Genomic DNA, 24,379 nt, shown 5'->3' with positions numbered 1-24,379 from the left:
GCTCTCCCTCCCACGAACGAAGCTGCAGTCACCACCCCTCGTAGGGGCAGCAACGCAAGCTCAAGCCCCACCGCCCGAAGACCGTGCGGGTTCAAATCCAGCGCCACCGATGGCGTGAGGTAGGCGCCGAAGCCGGTTTGGGGAGGGAGCAGCCACCCCCGTGAGCCGTCGAGCGTCTGCCATCTTGCACCTGCCCAGGCCGGGACCGCGACTGTCAGGTCCACGCAACTTCGTCCATGGATGAACTGGCCGCCCCACCTACACGGGCCGAATAGGTCCGTCAGTCTGGCTGGCGGACCTATTCGGCGATGCAACAGCTCTGGTTAGAACCCCTCGGTCACCCGCATGACCGAGGCGAGGGAGCTGAGGAAGCAGCACCCCGGACTATGCCCCTTGGACAGGTTCCAGAAGAAGCCGGTGGCCAGCAGTGCGACGAAGACACCCGCGACGAGCACCGCCCCTACTCCGTGCCAGAGGAGGAAGACGAAGCCTGCAACGGCCACCCAGACCGCGAGGGGCAACCACTCAGACCTCAGCACAGCAAGCAAGGAGACCCGGGTGCAGCCCGGCTCGCCGGCCGGAGGACTCTCGAGCCTGATGTGCTCGGGCGTTCCGCAGAAATTCCAGTCCATGACCACGTCCGTCATTCAAAATCGGTTTGTCAGGGCCTCACCTGTGATGCGTAGGAGCGCCAGATCGCGCGAGGCCGTGTGAGCGATGGGATTGCCCCCGCGAAGGAACCAGCCGTTCACAGGGGGCTTAAAAGTCCTTGGGCGCGCTTCTTCCCCGTTTCGGGAACGCAGGAGGCCCCTTAGCGGCTCACCGAAAAGGCGGACAGGGTCCCGGAGGTGATGACTTCCACGCGCTGGCCGGATTCCTCAGATCAGCCTCAGCAGGCTTGCCGGCCAGCGCCGACAAGCCTGCTTCCTCAGAATGCAGCAAGAATCGGATTTCTCAGCATATATTCCAGCCCAGCCATCTCCACGACTGCAATTATCCCAATAATACCCATGCCTCGTTCAGGCGCCTCCCAGGTCGAGGATTTCTTCAGCGCCAGCAACTCTCCCTGCCCGCCCTGGGCTAGGACACTCCCCCACCTTCCACGGAATTCAACAGTGCGACCTCCCGAGATGGAGAACCTGACATTCCTCTTCCCGCTGAATAGCGAAGTCGCCCCGAGCACAGAAACAGGGTCACCCACCACTTTTCCCTGGACCCCACGCTCAATCTGGGCCCTCATGGCATAGCCGGGCGGCGCAACCCCCCACACTTCGGCAAGCTCACCCCCATCGAGCAGGATCTTCCAGTCCTCAAGCACTCCACCTACTGCAGAACCGGCAGATGGGACGCTCGATCGACACCTGTACAGGGCGAGCCGACCGAGGCCGGTGTCAGCCGCCATACACTCCGTCCCGTCATGGATCGGTCCGGCCCAGCGGACACGCGATACAAGAAGATGTGGATCGATTCGAATCTTCATTGACACCATTTCCCCGGGAGACACAACGGACGGGGCCGCAGTCCATGGACTGCGGCCCGTCACTTCCTCACCACCTGTCATTGCAGTGCTAGCGATTGGCGCCCTGGTATCGCTTGCGGGCGACGTTCATTTCGTGAACCTGCATGGCCACTCGGGCGTTCTCGTCGTTGCGGGCGGTGTAGCCGGCCAGTCCGTCCAGGGAGATGGATTCGCCGCTCTTCAGCTTGAGAGCCGGGATGGCAGACGTCATGAGGCTCCCGCCTCGGAGCTCACAGGTGACCTCATCTATCGCCGCCCATGGGATCCTCTTCCAGACGAGGACTCCCAGGTAATTGACCCCTGAGCTGTTGACCCATGCGGCGCACAACGCCGCCCTGACGGACACCCACAAGCCAACCGCCAGGAAGGTGAAGGCTGTGAAGGGGGATTCCCTCCAGCCTCCTCCTGAGGCAGCGGCATAGCCAACGAAGAGGAAGAGGAGCCCGATACCGCACACAAGGACGTTCCAACCGCTTCGGAACGTCGTCTTCCCTTTCATCCCCGGATCCCTTCATTGTTCGGTTGGCTTCCGAACATGACCTAGTTGTTCTTACGGAACGCTCCGGCCACCGAGGGGATGGCTCCCCCCAGGGTATAGAGCGGATGGTAGGCATGGACCAGGTTGTACACCGGGCCGGCTTGCTCAGCCGCGCGCTCCCACGCCTGTGGGGCCGCTCCGGTCCAGGCACTTCCCTGCAACGGATTGGGCGCCCGAAGCGGTTCCTTCAGGCCGGAAAGACTCCCGAACTTCGCGTACCTTACGGCGGAGCCCAATCCGAAGGTGCCAGCGGTGAAGGCCGCGTCGAAGGCGTTGTCCTTCCAAGTCGCATTCCACCCTCCCCCTTCCGCTGCCCGTTGCTCCATGCGCACTCCCAGCGCCCCAACCGTCGCCACCGCGCACAGTCCCCATCCGACCGCTGGGATGAGGCACGTGGCTGTGGCCCCGATGGTCGCGAGGAGCCCCCGATGCTCTTTAGTCCAGTCCTTTACTGCATTCCAGCCCCGCTTGATGCTGTCGGTGTTGCCGACGATCCACCGTCCGCCTGGTCCCAGCAGCCCGTTCTTCAAACCGGACAGCGCCTGGCTTCCCAGGCTCTTGCCCTTCCTCTGCTGCAGCTTCGGGGTGCTCTTGGGTGCGCTGTACGTGCGGCGTCCGCAGTCCGGGTCGTGTCGGCAGGCGTTCCTGTTGCGGCTCTTCTGCCTCACGTATTCGGGTGCAAGGGTCCCGCGGTTGCTGGACACCTCCCGTTCGTAATTGTTCCCGTATCCCGTGGGCCTGGTTCCGCCATTGGTGCAGGTGTACATGCCGCTGCGGCACTCTTCGAGGGCTTCGCCGGTCGGGTCCCACTCGGTCAGGGGGCTGTTGTTCCCGTACTGGTATCCGTTGTGCTGTCGAGGGTCGTCCACCGCCATCATCGGGTCCACAGAGAGGAAGCGACCCAGTTTCGGGTCGTACTCGCGTGCTCCGAGGTGAGTGAGGCCGGTGGTCTTGTCCTCGACGCCTCCGACAAATCCGCGCTCGCCCGGCCATGTAGCCGGCTGTGTGCCTCGCTCCTCGCCGAACGGCTTCGACGCACGACGCTGAACCTGGAGGGTCGCGGCGTCAACGGCGGTTACCCCTGTGTTGTGGTGGTCTCCGGTGACGTAGGAAAGAGCACCCTCAGAAGTACGGACGATGGTGGTGCCATCGGGCGCCGAGTAGTAGCGGGTGCCGGTGACCTTGTTCGTGGCGATGTCCAGAGTCAGCTCGGTCCTGCCGATGTAGAGGGTGGTCTTGCCCGGGTCGCGGCGCAGCAGGCGCTTGCGGTCCGCGTCGTAGACGTAGGTGGACGTCCCCGCGCTGGATGTGGCGGAGGCCAGTTGCCCTTCGGGTGTCCAGGTCAGCGTCTGGGTGCCGCTGGAGGCGTCGGGGCGGGTCAGAGTGTTTCCGGTCTCGTCGTAGGTGGTGGGCTTGGGGGCGGACACACCGGTGCCGGTCTGGATGCTGGTGGAGACCGGTGCGTGCGGACGCGCAGTGCCCGCGGCCGGGAAGGTGTGCTTGGTGGTGACCGTCTTGGCCGAATCACCGGCTGGATCGTGGTCGGTGGATGAAGTGCGGTTGCCGGTCGCGTCGTAGGTGAAGGACTGGTGGTAGGGGTTGGGGCCGCCGATCTTGCCGGGTTGCGGGGAGGTGTTGGCACAACCGCCGATACCGGGGACGGACGGCCCGGACCGGGTCGTGGTGGTCCCGGTGTCGCTCCAGGCTTCGGTGAGGCGGCGGCGGTGGTCGTAGGTGAAGCATTGGGTGTCGCGCGTTGTGCCCTGGATGCTGGTGACCGACGTGACATCGCCGGCCGCGGTGTAGGTGTAGTCGGTGATGTCCACCGGGGTCGCGGTGTCCTGTTTGTCGAGTCGGCGGCTCAGAAGACGACCTGTGGCCGGGTCCTGGACACTCGTGACGCTGACCTGCCTCGGATCGTCACCGAGAGTGGTGCGCAGGACGGTTCCGAAGGGGTCGTAGTCGGTGAAGTTGACGTAGTTGACATTGTCGGAACCGTAGGAAACGGGCAGACCGTTGACGTTGCGGCCGGCACTGAGCCTCTCGGTCGGCAGGCCGCCCACGGCGGGCAGGGTCGAGCGACGCTCGAGGCCGGTGATCGGGTCGTACGAGGTCGAGGCGGTGTAGGTGCCGGTCAGAGCCCCTTCGCCGACAGGCACGGTCAGCTTGGTGTCCGTCGCCCGGTAGCCGATGTCGTAGGCGGTTGTCTCCTGGCGCCAGGGCTTGCCGTCGACCCAACGGGTGGAAGCCGTGGGCCGACCGAGGGCCACGGTGTCGTACTCGTACGTGGCCAGCTTCGGGCCGTCGACAGCGTTCAGGTTTCGTGAGGTAGGACGTCCGAGGATGTCGTAGCTGGTGAAGACGGTGACTCCACGGCCGTCCGTAGTCGAGACCGGGCGGTCGGCGGCGTCATAGGTGATCGTCCCGGTGCCCTTGTCCGGGTCGACGGCGCGGACCTGGCGACCGTGAAGGTCGTAGTCGTAGGTCCAAGTGTTGCCGACAGGATCGGTGATGCGAGTCAGGTCGCCGTCGACGTTGTAGGCATACCGTGTGGCGTCGTAGTCGCCTTCCGGCTTGTCGCTCTTGAAGCGGCGCTGCTCGATCTTTCGGCCACGAACGTCTGTGATCGTACTCACCGCAGTGTCCCCTTGCGGCGGGGTGACATCCGCGCGGTCAACGCCGGGGTAGGTGGTGGTGGTACGCCACTGTTCGGTCGCCTTGGAAGAGAAAATGGTGGCAACCGAACGACCAAGACCGTCATAAACGGTGGTGTTCTGCGCGGGGATCGCGTTGTCGTTCGCGATGAAGCGGGTCTTGATGGGGTCGGAGGCGGTGTTGAAGTACGCCTCGTTCGACTTGAAGACGCGGCCGTGGCTGTCGTAGGCCGTGTCGGTGATCAGACGGGCGCCGGACGCTCCGTTCTGCGGAACCGACTGCAGCTGGACCTGCTCCCCGAACGCGTCGAGGATGCTGATGGACGTCGTGTACGACTGGTCGGCCCGAAGTGACTGAGTCGTGATCGAGCTGGTGCCGGCGTTGGAAAGGTCGTATGCGAACGTCTTGCTCGCGCTCAGGTCGCGTGCTCGGCCGGGCAGCCAGACGCCCGTGACTCGGCCGAGCGCGTCGTAGGCCATTTCGGTGGTCCGGCCGTTCTCGTCCACTGCCTTGACCGGGCCTCCGCGCAGGGCATGCAGAGCGGATGTGCTCATCCAGCCCTTGGGATTGGTGGTCTTGACGGTGGTGGCGCGGGCGGGTGCAGCGGGCTCGTACGTCGTCGTGGTCTTCGCGCCGACCCCGTCGGTGACGCTGACGACTCGGCCGTAGGCGTCGTAGACGGACGCGGAATTCATCGTGTATTTGGGCTGGCCGCCTTCGAAGCGGTCCAGTTCCTCAGTGCTGGTGACCTGGCCGGGGCCGGTGAGGGTGCCGTGCGCCTGACCGTCATAGTAGGTGCGGGCGCGGCTGAGGGTGTTCCCCTCGTTGGCGGTGGTGGAACAGTCGCCTTGCGTCTGGACCGTCTCGGAGATCCGGTCGACCATCCATGCCGCCGTGTTGCGAACGTAGGAGGTCGTGGTGCAGGTGTCGGGCTGTCCGTCGGCCCGGTCCAGGACGCTGACCGGCATGCCATAGGTCGAGTCGTAGGCGGTGGCCTTCGACGTGGTCTGCCAGGTCTTGTCGACACGGAGCGACTTCTTCTTCGTGGATCCCTCGCGGTGCATCTGAGCGGTGAGGGCGGGAAGCTTGCTGCCGCGGCTGTGGGTGGCGGTGACCGGGGAGAGCCAGGGCTCTTCCTGCGACACGGTCACGAGTTCTCCACCGTCGGAGGCGAAGGTGTGGGTTTCGCGGACGGCTCCCGCCAGCGGGTTGGAGTCCTTGAGCGTGCTTCCAGAGACGCCTGTGAAGGTGGCGGTGCGCTTGCTGCCGTCGGCCTTGATGTCCCCGTCCATGCCGCGCAGGTAGAAGACCGCCGTTTGGGAGACGACGTCAGGGGCGGTACCAGACCGGGTGATGACCTGCTCGTAGCCGCGGAACTGGTTCCATGTGCGGCGCTTGTCTTCGGTCATTTCCTCGTCGTCGCGGTGCCAGGCCGCGCCTCCGACGTACTCGTAGCGGACCTCCTGGGGGCGGGAGCCTCCGAAGGGGTCGAGCTCGGTGACGCGGCTGACCACGTACTTGTGGAACCAGTCCAGGGTCGGTTCGAGCGGACTCTTCTCGTCCGGGGTCCAGTAGACGGGGTAGCAGCGCTTGGAGTTGGAGTCCTGGCTCGACGGCAGGCCGGCCCCAGGCGCGCAGTCCGTGTCGGCGTAGGCGACATCGGTTACCTGGCCGGTCTCAGACGTGATGCCGACGATGCGGTGACGGTTGAGCGCAGGCTTGTTGTCACTGCTGGAGTCGACCCTGTTGTTCATCAGTCGACCGGTGAAGGTGACCGGCGGGGTGACCATGGAGGAACTGCCGTCATGGCCGGTGTGGGTGAGCGAGGCGAGCCACAGTGCGGGTGCCGTTCCGTCCTGCGGGTTGGGGAACTCGTGCTTCAGCTCGTAGGAGTCGACGTTGTCATAGCCGCCGCTGCCGTTGAGCACCTGCGTGGTGATCTTGGTCAGACGCTTGGTGGTCCAGAATGTGGCGGAATAGTTCTCACACGTACCACTCGCGGCGCAGACCAGGTCGAAGGGCACCTCCGGCCATTTGGCAGCGTTTGCCTTGGTCAGCTTGGACGGGGCACAGTCGAAGCTGGCATCGGGCAGGCAGCGCTGAGCAGTGTTGAAAAGGATCTGAGCGGTCGGCTTGACGGTGTCCGCGTCCGTGAGCTTCGAGCCGTAGGTGATCCTGGCGAGGTTGCCGCCCCGGACGTACGAGGTGAGCGTGCCCTCAGGGGTCGCGGCAGTGCTGCCCCGCTTGTAGTAGTTGGTCTCGGTGTCGTACCAGTGGGTAGTCAAACCGCCACGAGGGTCAACGATGAAGTCGAGGTTCCAGCGCCAGGCCTGCTGACACCAGGACGCGGCAAAGGTCGACTGGTGGCACTCCTCGCCCGCGTTGTTGCCGTAGACCGGCGTCGTCCATGCGGAGTTGGTGGCCGAGGCTGTTGCGCTACCCGGCTTGTGACCGACTCCGAAGTAGTACTGGGTACCGTCAGCCGTGGTGACCTTCCAGTACTCTCCGTTGTTGTCGCCGTTGGTCGCGCCCGTCAACCGCTCGACCTTCGAGGCGTCGTCGCCCTCCAGCCGCCAGAGGCCGGAGGCGTCGTCGCGCACGAGGGCCGACGACTTCCCGTTCAGGGAAATCGTGGCATTGTCGCCAGCCACGCACTGTTCACTGGAGCCGGTCTGACCGTCCTTCGAACACGGCTTGAAACGGCGCTCGACGAAGCCCGGAGAGTAGTCCCAGCCCTCACCGATCCACGACGCCTGGTTGTTTGTGGCTGCGGTACGGCCGTCCACCGACTGAGAGCTGTAGGAGAGGGAGATGTCAGGCTTGACGCCGCCCAGCCCCTCCGGCACCGCAATCGGGTAGGTCCAAGAGAAACCGCCGGCGCTACCGCCGCTGCTCCACGTGCCGGAAGGGGCCAGGCTGGTGGCCTTGTAGTCGCCGGCGCTGCCGGCGGGAGCCGCCACGGCCGCGAGCACCATAGCCCCGGCCGAGGAGTTTGAGGCATCCCTGGCACCGGACGAGGAGGCGGGGCGATTTCCTTCCGCTGTGGGTGCGTTCGCCTTCAGGCTCACGTCGGCGCTGAGCAGTCCAGCCCTGTCACCGCCCCTGGCGGTCGCCACCGGCGTCTGTGTTCGGCACTCCGCGCGTTCGGGAGTCGTCAGCGCACACTCGGGAAGGGCCACCAGGTGGGCCCGGGAAAGCCAGTCGCCGCCGAAGGCCCCAGCGATGGGGGACACGTCCACGGAGACCTTCACCGGGAGTTCTCCCTGGGAGCCCCCGAGCGGTCGCACCCCGAGCACCAGGCCCTGCACCCCTGCCTTCTCCGCAGCTGCCCGGTCCACGAGCTGCACCGCGGCCTTTCCAGTCTGCAGTGCGCCGCCCTTCCCCGAGGAAGCTGTGACCCAGACCGGTGCGGCGCCCGCCCTGCTTGGATCCAGGACCGGAACCAGAGGGACCGCAGCGGTGCGCGACGGCGAGGCGAAGAGCAATCCGCGCTCGAGAGCCAGTGGTGCGGCGTTCAGATCCACCTCGGCCCGCGTTGCGATTGGCCAATGCACATCTACTGGCCGCCAGGCAGCGGCCCCATCACTCTTCTGCGTTTTCCGCGCCGCTTTCGGCGCGTTCCGGCCGGAAACCGATTCAGTCTTCTTCAAAGCGCCCAGCGACCAGCGGCGCTGATCATTCGGCTTCGACTCCGCCCCCTGGGCCGCCCCCGCACCTAAAAGGAGCGACAGCACGACTAAGGGCGGTACCCCTATCCGGCGCTTGACGATCGAGCGTCTTTTGATCTTGCGATGTTCAGTTGGTGCCGTCACGGCACGCCCCCCACGGTCGCCGATTTGATCAATTGGCGTGGGAGCTTATCCTGTCGACCCTTCGAAAAATGCACACAAATACGGACGATAAGCCCAGTTATCGCCCGCAAGGTCCCGAAGGTTGCCCGAAATTGAACCACCCGCTCTCGCGGTGGCCTAATCCTGGCGACCGTTTGATCACGAATCTCCGAATACCTCCAGAGGAATTCCCAGTTCCGAATTCCATGATCAAAAACGATCGGCTTGTGGGGCTGTTAGCGTTCACGCCCAGTCGCTCGACATCATCAGATTGGGGAGTTTTACAGTGGGGGGCACACTCAGAAAGCGGAGGTCGGCAGGACGGCCGATCGCGCTCGCAGGGCTGGTCACACTGGCTCTGTCCGTCACATCGATAGGCGTCGCACCCGTTGCGGCGGCAACAGGAGAAGCGAGCAAACCGAGTACTCAGACGCCGCCTGAACGGCCTGTCAGCGACCGGGAGCGGGCTGAGGAGGCAGCCCTGGCCGAGGCAAGACGCACCGGGAAGCCCGTTCCCGTTCCGGCGGCAACCACCGAGACGGACTCCGAGGTCGCCAACCCGGACGGCACCCTGGGGCTGACCCGCAGTGTGATCCCGCTCCGCACGAAGCGCGATGGTCAGTGGATGGACCTGGACGCCACCCTCATCAAGGCAGCGGACGGCACTCTTCGTCCGAAAGCCACAGTGAGCGGCCTGACCCTCTCCGGGGGCGGCACCAAGCCGCTCGCCACTCTGGAACAGGACGGCAAGCAGCTGGTACTGAGCTGGCCGGATCCGCTCCCGGAGCCCGAGTTAGCAGGAAGCAGCGCCGTCTACCGCGAGGTGGCACCCGGCACAGACCTCAAGGTGACGGCCGAGGAGGGGGGCGGAATCTCCCAGATCCTCGTGGTGAAATCCGCCGAGGCGGCTCGCCACCCGAAGCTTGCCAAGCTGACCATGGGTCTCAAGGGAGAGGGCGTCACCGTCTCCGCCGACGCGGCCGGCAACCTGAAGGCAGCTGACGCCTCCGGCCGTACGGTCTTCCAGGCTCCGACTCCGACCATGTGGGACTCGAGCTCCTCGACTGCTCCCGCAGCGGCCGGGGCTTCCCTCTCCTCCAAGGCCCCCCAAGCCGGCAAGGGCAGCGTCGCATCCGCTCCGGACACACCGCCCGCCCCTGATGCGGCCAAGAGGGTCTCCGACAGCGAAGGACCCGGCGACAGCGCGAAGGTCGCGCGGCTCCAGGCCGACCTCGGCAAGGACGTGGTCGCCCTGACCCCGGACAAGGCCTTCCTGGCCGACCCTGCCACCACTTACCCGGTCTTCATCGACCCGGCCTGGCAGCCCACCAACCGCGGTACTCAGCACTGGGCCTGGGTCCAGGAGGCCTACCCCACCACGACCAGCTACGACGACTACGGCGACACCTACGACCCCGGCGTCGGCTACCAGCGCTGGCGCACGCGCATCGGCCTGGAGCGGTACTACGTCCAGGTCGACACCAGCGATCTGCGGGACAAGAGCATCAAGAAGGCCTCCTTCTTCGCTACCCAGTCCTACGCCGCTGACGCCACCTGCAGCCAGACGTACAACGTGGACCTGCACTCCACCGAGCCGCTGCTGTCCAACATCACCTGGAACACCCAGCCCCGCGACTGGGAGGTCCTGCGCACCACGGCGATCAACAGCGCGGGCGGGCCCGGCTGCCCGGGGTCGACCACCCGCGGCGAGTGGGACGTGCGTGACCATCTCATCGCGAACGAGTGGCGCGGCAGCCTCACCTACGGCCTCTTCGCCTCCAACGAGTCCAGGAGCAGCAGCAACAACTCCTTCAAGCGGTTCACCCGCAACAAGAGCAACCTGCCGTTCCTCTACATCGAGTACAACCGTGCGCCGTACGACCCGTGGGCACTCGGCATGAGTCCCGCTCCACAGAACCCGAACGGCAACGGTTGCGGCTGGGTAGGCGCCACTGCCTATTCCGGTCTGAGCATCGGTGCATGGATCGGCGATGTGGACAACCAGCCTGTCTCGGCGCTCTTCTACGTCAATGACACCGCCACTGGGGCCCTCGTCTACGACAGCGGCCGCGTCGGCGAAGCCACAGGGACCCATTGGGCCTCGGTCCGTCCGACGAACCTCTCCGACGGCCGCACCTACAGCTGGCGGGTCGCCGCCCACGACGGTGACATGGACTCCAAATGGCTGAGTGGCTGCACGTTCACGGTGGACACGCAGCCGCCGTCCATCCCAGTCGTCGCGTCGGCGGAATACCCGCCGTCGGGTAGCCATCCCGGCTCCACCAAGCACATCGGTCAGCCCGGCACCTTCAGCATCGGGTCGACCGACTCCACGAGCGGGGTCCTCTACTACGAGTGGGCCTTCAACTCGGCCATCCCTGTGAGTGGAGCCAACCGCCTCGACCCGGCTACGGACGGCAGCGCGTCCATCCCACTGACACCCACGACCTGGGGCACCAACATCCTGCGTGTCCAGGCCGTCGACCGGGCGGGCAACCGCTCGCAGCAGCAGACGTACACCTTCTACGTGCCCGACGACCCCAACGCGAAGACGACGCTCGGCGACATCACCGGCGACGAACGCGTTGACTTCCTCGCACCCACAGCCGCAGGCGACCTCGTCGTCTACCCCACCGCGGTCGACCCGGCAGCTGGCGGTGTCCTCGCCTCCAACACAGCCAACAGCCCTGGCGGCAAGGGCTGGGGCAACGGCACCCTCACTACCCACCGCGGCGGCAACGGCATCCGCATCGACGACCTGTGGGCCTACCGCGACGGACAGCTGAAGCTCTACCGCAACTCCCTCACCCAAGGCGGTCTCGCCGCGAACGGGGGCTTGTACTACACCGCCGCCAAGGCCGTAACCGTGCAGCGCCCCTACAGGGAGGACTGCACCGTCGCGGCCACCGGCCAGCCCTGCGGCACCGCGTACGTTGAGGACTGGACCCGCGTCAAGCAGATCCTCGCCGTCGGCGACGCCCTGCCCGAGCAGGGCATCGAGCCCCGCAACGACCTGCTCACGGTCGAGAACAACGGTACGAGCAGCTCACTGGTGCTGTTGCAGGGCACCGGCGCGACCGGCGAACTGCGCGACCCGGTCGTGCTCGTCCTCAGCCCCGCCGGGTGGGACAACCTCACCCTCATCGCCCCCGGCGACACCACCGGCGACGGCCTGCCCGACCTGTGGGCCCGCGACAACACCACCGGCGAGGTCTACCAGTACGCCAACGTCGCCGGAAACCCGGCCGCCCTCGGAGACCACAGCAAGCGCACCCGGATCGGCGGCGGCGTCAGCGCCGCCACCCACCCGGTCATCGGCTCGTCCGGCGACACCAGCGCCGACGGCCTCCCCGATCTGTGGGCCCTCGACAGCCGCCACCGCCTCCTGACCTGGAACAGCACCGCCACCAGCGGCAAGGTCACCGGCTTCGGAAGCCCGCAGACCATGGGCGACTCCCGCATCTCCACCAGCACCTGGAAGCTGAACGAAGGCTCCGGCACCACGGCGGCCGACCTGCGCGGCCGCAACAACGCCACCCTCACCGGCGCCGGCGCCACCTGGGCCGACGACACCGTCGCCGGCAACGCCACCAAGGTCGTCGACCTCGACGGCACAGGCTCCACCGTCACCGCCGCGGGGCCCGGCATCGACACCAGCCGCAGCTTCACCGTCTCCACCTGGGCCAAGACGGACAAGCTGGGCGGGGCGATCGTCAGCCAGGACGGGCAGCGCTCCAGCGGGTTCAGCCTGTCGTCCGACCCCGATGGCACCTGGCGCTTCGCCCTCGCCCGCACCGACGCCGACGGCGCGAGCTACGACCAGACGAACATCCGCAACGACGCCGCCAAGGTGCAGGTCGGGGTCTGGACCCAGCTCACCGCCACCTACGACGACACCACCGGTCTGATCGCCTTGTACGTCAACGGCACCCTCGCCGCCACCGGCCACCACGCCAAAGCCAACGCCTGGAAGGCCACCGGCCCCCTGATCCTCGGCCGATACAAGAACCAGGGCAACCCGGACGCCTTCCTCGACGGCCGCATCAGCGGCGTCACCGTCTACAACCACTCCACCGTCCCGTCCGCCCCCCGCACCTCCCTGGTCTCCGGCGTCAGCGACGCCAAGTGCGCGGACGACAGCGCCGGCGGCACGGCCGACGGAACCCGCATCCAGATCTGGGACTGCAACGGCAGCAACCCCCAGCAGTTCGAGATCCGCGAGAACGGCGAGCTCCGCGTCCTCGGCAAGTGCGTGGACGCCGCCAACAACGGCACCCTTGTCCAGCTGTGGAACTGCAATGGCACCGGTCCCCAGCAGTGGCTGCCCCAGGCCGACGGCAGCCTCTACAACCCTATGAACAACCGCTGCATGGACCTGCCCCAGGGCCGCACGGACAACGGCATCCAGCTCCAGCTGTGGCAGTGCAACGGCACCAACGCCCAGCGCTGGCCCGCCGCCGGACTGGCCTCACCCCTGGGCGCCACCGCCTGACCCCAGCCCTGCTCCAACAGCCCGCCTCTCCCCGGAACCCCGGGGGGAGGCGGGCCCTTGCACGCCACCCTCACCACTCGCTGCGTCTGGACCGCTGTCAGCACAGTGTGATCCAACCGTCCGGGATCCAGCCGCTCACATACCCATCGAGGAATACATACAGGTCTGGGATGCCTGAATGCCCTACGGATCTAGCGGCTTGGGCGTGCTCGACCCAGCACACCCTCTCCCCTCCGGCTCCGGGATACATGACGGAGGCCGAGCCCACATGCGCGGTGAAGACCCGAGTCGTCCCTCGGCGGTGATCGGTGGCCCGGATGGGCGGGCCAGCTTCGACTCTGCCGGTCACAGACCCCAATCGAATCGAACCGGGCGGCGCGAGCGCAGTCGCGAGGCGCCAGGCGGCCCTCGGCCGTGGAGCCTGCGCGTACTGGGCACCCGGACCGCCGCGATGCCCGATGACCTCTTCGGCGAACCCTTCCCGCGCACCGTCCGCAAGAAGGCCGCGCGCCGGGTCCTGGAATCCGAGATCCGCACCGTCTCCCGCCGGTCAAGGACATTGCCTGCTTCGAGGACATATACCGGCTCACCAGCGCCCTCGACGGCGTTGGTGGCCGTCGAGTGGGTCGCCCCGCCGCCTACCCGCCTTCCGTCTACCTCCTCTTCCTCGCTCTGCGCGGCATCCACGGCTCCGCCCGCTACTGCGCCGCCGAGCTGCGCGATCAGGACGTCTGGGACGAGATCCGCAATGGAATCGCCCACCACCTCGGCAAGGACGAGGCCCGCTCACTGCCCGAGACCGTGATCCGGGACGCCACCAGCTCATCGCCGGTGACGGCACGGTCGCCAAGTCCCCCACCCTCTCCACCGTCCCTTTCAGAGCCGACGAGAACGGAGTGCGCCATAGGCGCTGACGCCAAGGGGCCAGCAACCACCAAGGGCGCCGAAAGGATGCTGCTGGGCAGCAAGTTCGTCGTCCAGGAGCGGCCAGCATCGGGAGGGAGAAGTCCTGGTGTTCTCCACCCGACACCGCCGCTACTTCCGGCGCGTCTTCCTCCGCTACAGCCACGTCCCGCACGACCAAGAGGGCGGCGAAGCCGCAGTCGCCCTCCAGCTCGCCTGCGCCATCCTCGACGCCGCAGAAGACACCCACCGCTGGTACCACCTCATCGCCGTCCCGTGCGTACGCGGCGCCCACGAACACCGCGAACCCGTCGGCATCACCACCACCCCCGGCGAACGCGACGACGGAGAGAGCGACACCGAAACCGGCTTCCACCGCGCCGAGCACCTCCTCCAGATCCCCGACGCCACCGCCACCCACCAGCAGCTCTACGGCGGCCGCGAAGACACCGAAGCCGGCTTCTCCCAACTCGACCGCTCCCTCTGGAACCGCCGCATGATCGCCTTCGGCGCCGACGCCCAGAGCCTGGTCATCCTCGGCTTCCTCCTCGCCCAAAACGCCACCAGCGCGGCCCGCTACCGGGAAGACCCTGCCTACACCGGCGCGGACGCCGAGACCACAGAAAGCAGCACCCGCTCCCCAAAGAACTGAGCCGCAACGCCCCACGCTGATCCGCTACGCTGTCCCTGGGCTGCCCTCGCGGCAGCCCAGGACCTTGCCGAACGCGGACGGAATCTCGCACAGAGTATTCAGCCACGTTTAACGCAAGGCCCCGCCTTCGTAGCTCAGGGGATAGAGCACCGCTCTCCTAAAGCGGGTGTCGCAGGTTCGAATCCTGCCGGGGGCACAGTGGAAGACCCCCAGCCGGTCACGGCTGGGGGTCTTCGTCATGTGCGGGCGCGTCGGCGGTGGCGTTGACAGTGGGACTTGAACGCGTTCAAGATGATGTCCGTCCTTACCCGGCACGTGCGAGACGCGAGAGCAGGGCCGTATGGCTGCCGATCGGAAACAGCGGGTGCGGCGTGGGTGCGTGGGTGCCGTGGCGGGGTGTGCGGCGGTGCTGCTGACGGCCTCCTGCTCCGTCTACCCCGTCCAGGTCGACGCCGTCGGGGTGACGGGCCTGTGGTCGTCGTACGGGAGCGAGGCCGCGGTGGTGTTCCGGGACGACGGGACGTTCACGGCCAAGGACTTGGACACCTCACGGCTCGCCGCGGACTGCCCCGGGCTCTCCGCCCGGCAGCGCGGGACCTGGTCCCTCTCCCGCACGTCCGCCGAGGTCACCTTCGACGGCGTGGACTGCGACGGCATGATGTTCGCCTTCTACGGCTCGCCGGAGCACTACATCGCCTGCTTCACCGAGGACGTGCAGGCGGGGTGTACGGAGGAGTACAAGCGGGAGGACGGCTGACCGCGCCAGGCGGCCAGGTCCGCGGAGAGGATGACGCTCCTCGCGCGGAACGTGTGGAGCCCTCCCGGGCTCGCCGGGAGGGCCGCTTCGTGTCGTGACTGGGGACGGTGGACGCCCGTCAGCTGAGGCCGGGGCTCCGTTCGCCGATCCGGTCGCCCTGCGGGGTGCCGGCGCGCTTGAGGGCGGCCTTGGTGTGGGCCCCGCCCTTCACCTTGCTGCGGACCGGGCCCTCGAAGCCGTGGCCTTGCGCGCGCGGGGTCCGGAGCCGTTCCGTCGCCTTCGCGACCGCCGCCTGGACGTCCTGCTTCTGCTCTTTGCTCATCCCGTCGTCAACTCCCTCGGGAAGCACCCAATCGGATTACTCGGATCGTATGCAGATATGAGGGCGAATGCACCCGGGGCGGACGTAAAGAATCCGGCGCCCGGATACGGGCTCAGGGGCGCTCCGGGAGGCCCGTGGCCTGCCGGACCAGCTCCTCCGGGCAGGGCGTACCGCGCGGGAGCTGGTACTTCGCCGAGATCCGGTACTCGCCCGGCGCCGGGGCCAGCAGCTCCGTCCAGACGTCCCCGACGGCGTCGGGCGCCGCCCTGAAGAGGCACCCGGACGTGTTCGCGTCCCGGGGGGACGGCACCGGCCCGCCCGCGCCGTCCACCAGCCCCAGCCACGGCGAGTGCGGGATCCGCACCAGCACCCGGCCCGGCGCCGAGACCTCGACGACCAGCCGGTCCGCGCCCGCCCGGACCGCCTTCGCGGGGCCCGAGACCAGCTCCGCGGGGGCGTCCACCCGGAACAGCCGCCAGTTCCCGTCGCCCCACACCTCGCGCAGGTACGGGAGCCCCGCCCGCACGAGCTCCGCCTCCGCCGCCCCGCCCGAGTCGGGCTTGTCGGCGGGCAGCACCACGTAGTGCACGGCCCAGCGGTCCAGCCAGCCCCGGTAGCTCGCGGCGGTGAGGGTGCCGTCGTAGAAGAGCGGGTTGCGCTCCAGGTCGGCCTGCCGGTTCCAGCCGCGCGCGAGGTTCACGTACGACGGGAACGCGGAGGACTCGCGGTGGCTGCTGGCGGGCACCACCTCGACCCGGCCCCGGTCCGCGCCCGCCTTCCGGAGCTGGTCGACCAGCGGGGCCAGCTCGCGGTTCCAGGCGGCCACCGGGGTGGTCCGGACGATGTCCGTGACGCTGTTGGTGGTGATCCAGACGGTCAGCCCGGCGAAGGCCAGCAGCAGCGCGTACCGGCGCCGGGTCCGCGGGGCCTCGTACGGGAGGGCGGCGAGGAGCGCCGCGCCGCCGAACAGCATGACCAGCCGGGTGACGTTCGAGCCGACCTGGGAGTCGACCGCCCAGGTCAGGAACACCCCCAGGGCGTACACGGCGGCGGCGGTCCGCACCGTCCGCCACGCCTTGGGCACGAGGAGGGCGACGGCCAGCCCGAAGAGGAACGGCAGCCCGGCCGAACCGATCTTCATCGGCTGCGTCCCCGAGAAGGGGAACAGCCACGCCGAGAGCCCCACGACCGCGACCGGGGCCAGCCCCAGCGCGTACGCGCCCGGCCGCCGCCCGCCCAGGAACAGCGCGGCCGCGACCACCCCGAGGAAGAGCCCCGCCACCGGGCTCGCGGCGGTCGCCAGCCCGGCCAGCGGCGCGGCGACGGCGGCCTTCGCCCAGCGCCGCCGGGCCCACCGGCGCGGCCAGCAGAAGACGGCGGCGACGGCCCCGAGGGCGAAGAGCGTGCCGAGCCCGAAGGTGACCCGGCCGGACAGCGCGTTGCACAGCAGCCCGTACACCCCGGCCAGGGCCGGCCACAGGGGCTGCCGGACGGCGCCGCGGCAGCGGGTCAGGATCAGCGCGAGGAGCCCCGCCGAGGCGGTGCCGGCGATCACCATCGTGGTCCGGACGCCGAGCACGTGCATCACGTACGGGGACACGACGCTGTACGAGACCGGGTGCATCCCCCCGTACCAGGCGAGGTTGTACGCCGTGTCGGGGTGGCGGCCGACGAACTCCGCCCAGGCGTCCTGCGCGGCGAGGTCCCCGCCGCTGTTGGCGACGAAGAAGATCCAGACGACGTGCAGCACCGCCGCCACGGCGGTGGCCACGAGCACCGGGTGCCGGTGCGCCCGGGCCAGGAGGCGGGCCGGGACGCGGGCGGGGAGCCGGGCCGGGACGCGGGCCGGGAGCCGGTCCAGGGCGCGGGCGGCCGGGCCGCCGGGCGCCGCGGGCCCCCGCGGGGGCTCCGGCTGCCCGGTCGGCCTGTGCTCCTGCTCGGCTGTGGTCATGGACGACGCCCTCTCCGGTACTGCCTGCCGGACGCGGCACGGCGCCCCGGGGTCGCCCGGGGCGCCGCACCCGCCGGATGCCGGCCTCAGCCGATACGGGTCAGCTTGCTGCCGAAGCCGGGGGTCTCCAGCTCGCGCTGGAGCGCCACCGGCACCTTGACCTGGCTGGCGCCGTCGCCGACGGTCAGCACCCCGACCTGGGTCCCGGCCTTGGCCGACTCGGGGATCGCGGTGCCGCCGTCGCCGAGCTTGATGTCCACGGTCAGCGAGGACCAGCCGACGGCCTGGACGTCGGCGGTGGCGACGACCGGCGTGTGCCCGCCGAGGCCGTCGTCCACGTAGCCCACGACCTGGCCCTTCTTCACGACGGGCGCGCCCTGGATCTCCTTCTGGGTGCCGATCAGCAGCGAGCGGCTGGCGGCGATGACGCTGTCGATGATCGGCGGCTTGTGCTGGCCGAGGACGGCGCCGACGAGCAGCTGGTTGGTGTCGCCGACCTTCTTCTGGGCGGCGAAGAGGAGGTTTCCGCCGGCCTTGGTCGTCGTACCGGTCTTGATGCCGAGGGAGTCGTTGAACGGCACCAGGCGGTTCCAGTTCGGCCAGGTCTTGCCGGTCTGGTCGGTCCAGCTGGGCATGCGGGTGATGTCGACCAGGGCCGGGATCTCGACGATCTTCAGACCGAGCTTCACCTGGTCCTCGGCGGTGCTGACCGTGGTGGCGTCCAGGCCCGAGGGGTCGGTGTAGGTGGTGTTGGTCATGCCGAGTTCCTTGGCGGTGTCGTTCATCTTCTTGACGAACGCCTCCTGGGAACCGGAGTCCCAGCGCGCGAGCAGCCGCGCGATGTTGTTGGCCGACGGGATCATCAGGGCGGCGATCGCGTCGTACTCCGAGATCTTGTCGCCCTCCTTGACCGTGTTGAGGGTGGACTCGTTGTCCGACTTGTCCTTCTGGCCCTCGGTCTCGGCGGTCTTGTCGACGTCGATCATCGCGCCCTTCTCCCCCTTCTTGAAGGGGTGGTCGCGCATGATGATGTACGCCGTCATCGACTTCGTGACGCTCGCGATCGGCACCGGCTTCTGCTCACCGGAGCTGCCGATCGTGCCGAGGCCGGCGGCGGCCATGGAGGCCTGGCCCTCGGTCGGCCAGGGCAGGTTGGGCGCGCCGCCGGGGAAGGTGTACGTCGCCTTCGCGGTCAGCTTGAGCTTCGGCGCGGGCAGCGGGCGCACCAGCTGCACGACGGAGATCACGATGATCAGGAGCACCACGAGCGGTGCGTAGATCTTGACCCGCCGGATCACGTTCCGCATGGGAGTGGGCGGCGGGGGCGGGTTGTTGGTGAGGTCCGCCAGCATGTCGAGCGGCGGCCGGGGCGGCAGCGGCTGCTGGGTGGTCCGCTCACTGGGGTCCAGGCGCGGGGGCGGCGGAGTGGGCCGGGCGGGCGGCTTCGGCCCCGGGGCGTCCTCGTCCTCGCCGCGCAGCGGTACGAAGGTGCTGACGCGGCGGTCGCTCTCGGTGCCGGGCCGTGCCGTGCCGGGCCGTGCCGTGCCGGGCCGTGCCGTGCCGGGCCGTGCCGTGCCGGGCTTGGCGGCGGCCGGCTTGGGGGCGCCGGCACCGGCCTGCGCGGCGCGGGGGTCCTGGGCGGGCTTCTTGCCGTCCTGGGCGTCCTTGGTGCCCTTGGTGTCCTTGGTGTCCTTGGGGCCGGTGGCACCCTTGGGGTCCTTGGAATCCTTGCTGCCCGCGGCGGGCGAAGCGGAACCGGGCTTCACGGCCCGGAAGACGGCCGTGCGCTCGCTGTCGGACTCCTCCTTGGCGTCCTTGGCGCCCTTCGCGTCCTTCGCGTCCTTCGCGTCGGCCGACGGCTCATCGCCGGACGGCTTCTTCGCGTCCGGCGCGGCGGAACCGGGCTTCACGGCACGGAAGACGGCCGTGCGCTCGCTGTCGGACTCCTCCTTGGCGTCCTTGGCGTCCTTGGCGTCCTTGGCGCCCTTCGGCTCCTTCGCGTCCGCGTCGGGCTTCACGACACCGAACGCGGTGGTCCGCACGTCCGCCGACGGCTTCGCGGCGGGCTCGTCGGAGGACGGCTCGTCACCCGTCGGCTTCTTCTCGGCATCCGGCGAAGCGGAACCCGGCTTCACCGTGCGGAAGACGGCCGTGCGCTCGCTGTCGGCGGCCGGCTTCGCCGGGGCGGAACCGGGCTTGACGGTACGGAAGACGGCGGTGCGCTCACTGTCGGCGGCGGGCTTGTCCGACGGCTTGTCCGACGGCTTGTCCGACGGCTTGTCCGACGGCTTCTCGGACGCCGCGGACGGCTCGTCGGACGCCGAACCGGCCCCGCCCGACGGCCTCTCCGCGTCGGGTGAAGCGGAACCGGGCTTCACGGCACGGAAGACGGCGGTGCGCTCGGTGTCGGCGGCCGCCGTACGCGGGTCCCGGGACGGCTTGTCCGCCTCCGGGGCCGGGTCGCGCGTCACCACGCCAAAGGCCGTCGTACGGACATCCCCCGACGGCTTGCCGGCCGGCTTGCCGGCGGGCTCCTCGGACTTCTCCGCGTCCCCGGACGGCTTCTCCGACGAAGCGGAACCCGGCTTCCGGGACTCCCCCGACGGCTTGTCCGCCTCCGGGGCCGGGTCGCGCGTCACCACGCCGAAGGCCGTCGTACGGGCTTCCCCCGACGGCTTGCCGGCCGGCTTGCCGGCGGGCTCCCCGGACTTCTCCGCGTCCCCGGACGGCTCCTCCGCCCGCGCGTCGGCCTCCGCCGAAGCGGAACCCGGCTTCTCCGCGTCCCGCGGCGCGGACTGGCGTACCACGCCCGCCACCGGGGTCTTCGGGTCCACCCGCCCGGGGGACGGGCGCGACGGGGCGGTGACGGCCTCGGCGGCCTCGGTCTCCGCGCCCGCGTCCTCCGCCTGCTCGTCCGTGCCGGCCGTGGCGACCCACGCCGCGACGGCCTCCTTCAGCGGGTCTCGCGGCTGGAAGACCGACAGCCTCGGGTCCTGCTCCCCGGACGCTCCTTCATCTACCGACTTGTCGGGGGACTCGCCCGCCACCGTTCCTCCTCGATCGCTGTCCGGTCACTGTCCGAACCGTCTAACAGTGTCCCGTCTAGGGGGCATCGCCCAACCGCTAGACGAGAACGACATAGCTACTGGTTCCCCCACAAAGCGTCCAGGCGCTCTCGACAGATGAATGTGAGAGGCGTCACCCTGTCACTCATCCACGCGGGGAGGCATGGATGGGCAGGAGCCGCAGAACAATTCCGGAGGAGCTTCTGCTGCTCGCTTTGGACCCGGCCACGGGTACCACGGCGCAGCCGCAGTCGCTCGACCTCGGCCTGGCCGGGGCACAGCTAGTGGAGCTGGCTCTGGCAGGACGGATAGCCCCTGACGGGGATCGTATCGCCGTGGTGATGCCACGGCCGACAGGAGATCCGACTTTGGACTCCGCACTGGAACTGCTGCGCAGGCGCGGCAGCCCGGTACGGGCCGTCCACTGGATCGGCGGACCCCGGCTGGGGCTCCGCCAGATTTACCTCGCCCACCTGGAGCGCTGCGGCATGGTGCATGCCGTCGCGGGCCAGATGTGCGGGGTGCTGCCGACGACTCGCTACCAGGCGACCGACACGGCGATCAGCCGGGAGATCCGTGCCCGGCTCGACAGTGCGATCCGCACCGGCGTACCGCCGGACCCGCGGACCGCGGCGCTCGCCGCGCTGGCCCACGCGGTCGGACTCGGCAAGCACCTGTACCCCGGCAACGAGGGTCGTTCGTCCAGGTCCCGGCTGCGGGACCTGATCAGGCACGACCCGATGGGCGGTCTCGTCGCGCACGCGGTGATGGACGTCCAGAACGGCGTGGCCGCACAGCCGCGCCGGGACCGCGCCGCCCAGCCGCAGCCGGCCGTCCGGGCCACGGCGGCCGGCGGTGTTCCGCTCCAGCCGCGCCGGACGGGTGCGATGGCCCGCGCGGCCGCGCACTGAGCACGCGTCCGCCCGGCAGGACACCGTACGACCACCGCACGACCACCGCATGACCCGCGACACCCCTTGATCCACCAGCGGGGCACGTTCGACCGATCCACCCGGTACACCGATCCACACCGATCCACACCGTTCCACCGATCCACCGTTCCACCGTTCCACCGTTCCACCGATCCACCGACACCGCGGCCGGAGGTCCCCCAAGACCCGGCCCCGGAGCCGCCCGCGCGCGGGGTGGCGAGGCCGACGAGACGGCTTCGCCACCCCGCGTGCCGCTTTCCCGCGTTCCCCAGCGCCGTCGCACCCTTCGGTGGCAGTCTGCTGAACACCAGACACTCAGCGAGACAGCGACAGAAGAAGGCGGAGGTGCCGTTCACGTGGCGTCCAATGTCAATCCCACCGTCCGACGCCGCCGACTGGGCATGGAGTTGCGCAAGCTCCGCGAGGACAAGGGCATGACGGCCGAGCAGGTCGCCGAGCGCCTCCTCGTCTCCCAGTCCAAGATCAGCCGGCTGGAGAACGGCCGCCGGTCCATCAGCCAGCGCGACGTCCGCGACCTGTGCGAGGTCTACGAGGTCGAGGACCCGAGGCTCGTGGACTCCCTGATGCAGATGGCCAAGGACTCCCGGCAGCAGGGCTGGTGGCACGCCTTCGGCGAGATCCCGTACAGCGTCTACATCGGTCTGGAGACCGACGCGGCGAGCCTGCGCACCTACGAGCCGCAGATGGTCCCCGGCCTGCTCCAGACCCCGGAGTACGCCCAGGCGCTGATCCGCGGCGCGCTGCCCGAGACGGCGCCCGCCGACGTCGAGAAGCGGGTCCAGGTGCGCATGCACCGCCAGAAACGGTTGTCCGAGACGGAAAACAACAATCCGGACGTGGGCCCGCTGCGCCTGTGGGCGGTCATCGACGAAGCGGCACTGCGCCGGCACGTGGGCGATCCCCAGTTGATGGTCCGGCAGCTGGAGTACTTGATAGAGCAGTCGCAGCAGCCGTACATCACGGTGCAGGTGATGCCGTTCACGATGGGTGCCCACCCGGGAATGAACGGGCAGTACGCAATTCTGGAATTCCCGGACGCCTCGGACTCGACCGTGGTCTACATCGAGGGCGTCACGAGCGATTTGTACCTGGAGAAGGCCAACGACGTTCAGAAATACAGCGTGATGTACGAGCACCTGCGGGCGCAGGCCCTCAACGTCGACCAGACCAGGCAGTTCATCTCCGACATCATCGAGGAGCACGCGGGCAAGGCGCTCTGACCGCGAACGGGGCCCGCGCCGACGGCGACGGCCGCGGCGGCCGCGAACTCCGCAGAGCGGCAGGAAGCGGACGGAAGTGGGGAGGGGGCCCGCACGGTACACCGTCGGTCCCCGGCCACAGAAGGCCTGAATGGAATATGCCACCCGGTCGAGTGAATGCCTCCTTCGGCCATCGAGAGGTGCCGGTAGCGTCGATCACGTCGGCCCGGGGAAATCCCCGGGCGGCACGCAACCGGAACTACTCGCTGAACCGGAGAAGAACATGGCTATTCGTCAGGGCGGCACGGAAAACTGGACCAAGTCCTCCTACTCCGGTGGAAACGGGGCCTGCGTAGAGGTCAAGTCCCCCGTCACCTCCGCCATCGCCGTCCGCGACTCGAAGGTGCAGGACGGTCCGTCCCTCACCTTCGCGCCCGGTTCCTGGACCTCCTTCGTCACCGGTGTGACCGAGGGCGGACTGGGACGCCTCGCCTGAACGTCTCCACCCCCCACACCGCAGCACCCCGTACGGAGCCCTCTCGACCGGCCCGCCGTCCTGGCCGAGAGGGCTCGGCCATGCCCGCCCCCGGAAGCCCGGGGCGTACCCGTCCCGCTCTCAGCGCAGCCGGTCGACGTACCGGTCGGTGCCCGGCACCGTGGGAACGAACGGCGCCACCAGCTCCACCCGTCCCAGCCCCGATTCCGCGACCTCCGCGTCCAGCCCCTCGAAGCGGTCCCAGCAGGTGCGCGGGTCGGCCTCCAGGAACCACAGCAGCGTGAGCCGGGTGCCGACCCCCTCGACCTGCTTGACGTAGGTCATCCGGTCGCCGGGCAGCGGGGTCGGCCGGAAGACCGTGACCATCGCCGCGGGTGAGCCGTGCAGCCGACGCGGCAGGGCCTTCGCGCGGAGCCACTCCAGCAGTTCCGCCCGCCGCCCGGGGCCGTCGGCGTCGACGACCTGGAGGACCAGCCCCTGGTACGGGTGGTCGAGGGCGTGGAAGTCCCGGGGGCCGGCGGCGCCGTCGCGGTAGACCGTGGCCTCGTGGTCCTGGAAGGCCGTGAAGACGTGGGTGCGGTCCTGGTAGACGCGCCCGTCGCGGTTCAGCCGCTTGTTGATGCCGACGGTCCACTTCATGTGCTCGTCGTAGCGGCCCTCGGTGACCCAGTACGTGGAGAGGTAGCAGCCGGCGGTGACGGGCTGGGCGACCGCCGACTTCTCCGGGTAGCGCAGCTCCTGGAGGTCCCGGGTGGCCACCCAGCGGCGGCCGGCGTACATCCAGGGCATGGCCATGGCGCCGGCGTAGTAGTGGTCGTCCTCGTACCAGCGGTTGTACGCGTACTCGTGGCCCGGGTGCGGTTCCACCATGGTGATCAGGGCGTGGCCGGGCCGGACACCGTACGGGCCGACGGCCGCGAGCCGCGCGTAGTCCCCGGCCCGGGTGTCCTCGGCCCCGGCCCCGGCCCCTTCTCGTTCCCGCTCGTCTCTCGTCATGACACCGGTGTATCTGATGCTGCGTCAGTTGTGGAGGGGTCGGGCGTCGTT

General features: G+C 68.8%; 14 protein-coding genes and 1 tRNA gene. 7 read left to right on the top strand and 8 right to left on the bottom strand.

From position 1 onward, the window contains the following. Positions 1-323: 323 nt before the first annotated feature. The 4 genes from AC069X_RS10700 to AC069X_RS10685 form a co-directional block, all read right to left on the bottom strand. Positions 324-521 (bottom strand): hypothetical protein, encoded by a 198-nt coding sequence (locus tag AC069X_RS10700; protein WP_478727202.1) that lies wholly within the window; start codon positions 519-521, stop codon positions 324-326. A 407-nt stretch (positions 522-928) separates the two neighbouring features. After that, positions 929-1,318, bottom strand: a complete 390-nt coding sequence (locus AC069X_RS10695; protein ID WP_478727200.1) for a hypothetical protein — start codon at positions 1,316-1,318, stop codon at positions 929-931. A gap of 250 nt (positions 1,319-1,568) precedes the next feature. Next, the gene (locus AC069X_RS10690) at positions 1,569-2,018 is read right to left on the bottom strand and encodes a hypothetical protein (RefSeq protein ID WP_478727198.1); all 450 of its coding nucleotides are present in this window, start codon (positions 2,016-2,018) and stop codon (positions 1,569-1,571) included. Positions 2,019-2,059: 41 nt separating this feature from the next. Further along, positions 2,060-8,524 (bottom strand): RHS repeat domain-containing protein, encoded by a 6,465-nt coding sequence (locus tag AC069X_RS10685; protein ID WP_478727196.1) that lies wholly within the window; start codon positions 8,522-8,524, stop codon positions 2,060-2,062. 643 nt (positions 8,525-9,167) lie between these two features. Here AC069X_RS10685 and AC069X_RS10680 point away from each other — a divergent pair. The 4 genes from AC069X_RS10680 (at position 9,168) to AC069X_RS10665 (ending at position 15,346) form a co-directional block, all read left to right on the top strand. After that, entirely contained in the window at positions 9,168-13,034 is a 3,867-nt protein-coding gene (locus tag AC069X_RS10680) for a ricin-type beta-trefoil lectin domain protein (RefSeq protein ID WP_478727195.1), read from the top strand. A gap of 1,012 nt (positions 13,035-14,046) precedes the next feature. Continuing rightward, positions 14,047-14,589, top strand: coding sequence for a hypothetical protein (locus AC069X_RS10675; RefSeq protein ID WP_478727193.1), 543 nt, complete (start codon positions 14,047-14,049; stop codon positions 14,587-14,589). Between the two features lie 123 nt (positions 14,590-14,712). Then, positions 14,713-14,785, top strand: a tRNA-Arg gene (locus AC069X_RS10670). A 144-nt stretch (positions 14,786-14,929) separates the two neighbouring features. Then, positions 14,930-15,346, top strand: a complete 417-nt coding sequence (locus AC069X_RS10665; protein WP_478727191.1) for a hypothetical protein — start codon at positions 14,930-14,932, stop codon at positions 15,344-15,346. Between the two features lie 118 nt (positions 15,347-15,464). Here the strand turns inward: AC069X_RS10665 and AC069X_RS10660 are convergent, their stop codons facing one another. The 3 genes from AC069X_RS10660 to AC069X_RS10650 form a co-directional block, all read right to left on the bottom strand. Next, the gene (locus AC069X_RS10660) at positions 15,465-15,668 is read right to left on the bottom strand and encodes a hypothetical protein (RefSeq protein WP_478727189.1); all 204 of its coding nucleotides are present in this window, start codon (positions 15,666-15,668) and stop codon (positions 15,465-15,467) included. Positions 15,669-15,780: 112 nt separating this feature from the next. Further along, positions 15,781-17,619 carry an MFS transporter gene (locus tag AC069X_RS10655; protein WP_478727187.1) on the bottom strand — a complete coding sequence of 613 codons (1,839 nt, stop codon included), beginning with the start codon at positions 17,617-17,619 and terminating at the stop codon, positions 15,781-15,783. A gap of 86 nt (positions 17,620-17,705) precedes the next feature. After that, entirely contained in the window at positions 17,706-20,666 is a 2,961-nt protein-coding gene (locus tag AC069X_RS10650) for a D-alanyl-D-alanine carboxypeptidase family protein (RefSeq protein WP_478727186.1), read from the bottom strand. A gap of 185 nt (positions 20,667-20,851) precedes the next feature. Here AC069X_RS10650 and AC069X_RS10645 point away from each other — a divergent pair, with 185 nt between their 5' ends. From AC069X_RS10645 to AC069X_RS10635, 3 genes are all read left to right on the top strand, one after another. Further along, positions 20,852-21,595: a GOLPH3/VPS74 family protein gene (locus tag AC069X_RS10645; RefSeq protein WP_478727184.1), complete on the top strand. Its 744-nt coding sequence runs from the start codon at positions 20,852-20,854 to the stop codon at positions 21,593-21,595. Between the two features lie 377 nt (positions 21,596-21,972). Further along, positions 21,973-22,857, top strand: coding sequence for a helix-turn-helix domain-containing protein (locus AC069X_RS10640; protein ID WP_478727182.1), 885 nt, complete (start codon positions 21,973-21,975; stop codon positions 22,855-22,857). A gap of 262 nt (positions 22,858-23,119) precedes the next feature. Further along, positions 23,120-23,332 carry a DUF397 domain-containing protein gene (locus AC069X_RS10635; RefSeq protein WP_478727180.1) on the top strand — a complete coding sequence of 71 codons (213 nt, stop codon included), beginning with the start codon at positions 23,120-23,122 and terminating at the stop codon, positions 23,330-23,332. Positions 23,333-23,452: 120 nt separating this feature from the next. Here AC069X_RS10635 and AC069X_RS10630 read toward each other — a convergent pair whose 3' ends face one another. Further along, the gene (locus AC069X_RS10630) at positions 23,453-24,328 is read right to left on the bottom strand and encodes a hypothetical protein (RefSeq protein WP_478727178.1); all 876 of its coding nucleotides are present in this window, start codon (positions 24,326-24,328) and stop codon (positions 23,453-23,455) included. Positions 24,329-24,379 lie beyond the last annotated feature (51 nt).

The sequence above is a fragment of the Streptomyces sp. NPDC043896 genome, assembly GCF_056435605.1.
The sequence above is the reverse complement of the archived record's forward strand: the minus strand, read 5'-3'. Positions and strand labels throughout refer to the sequence as shown.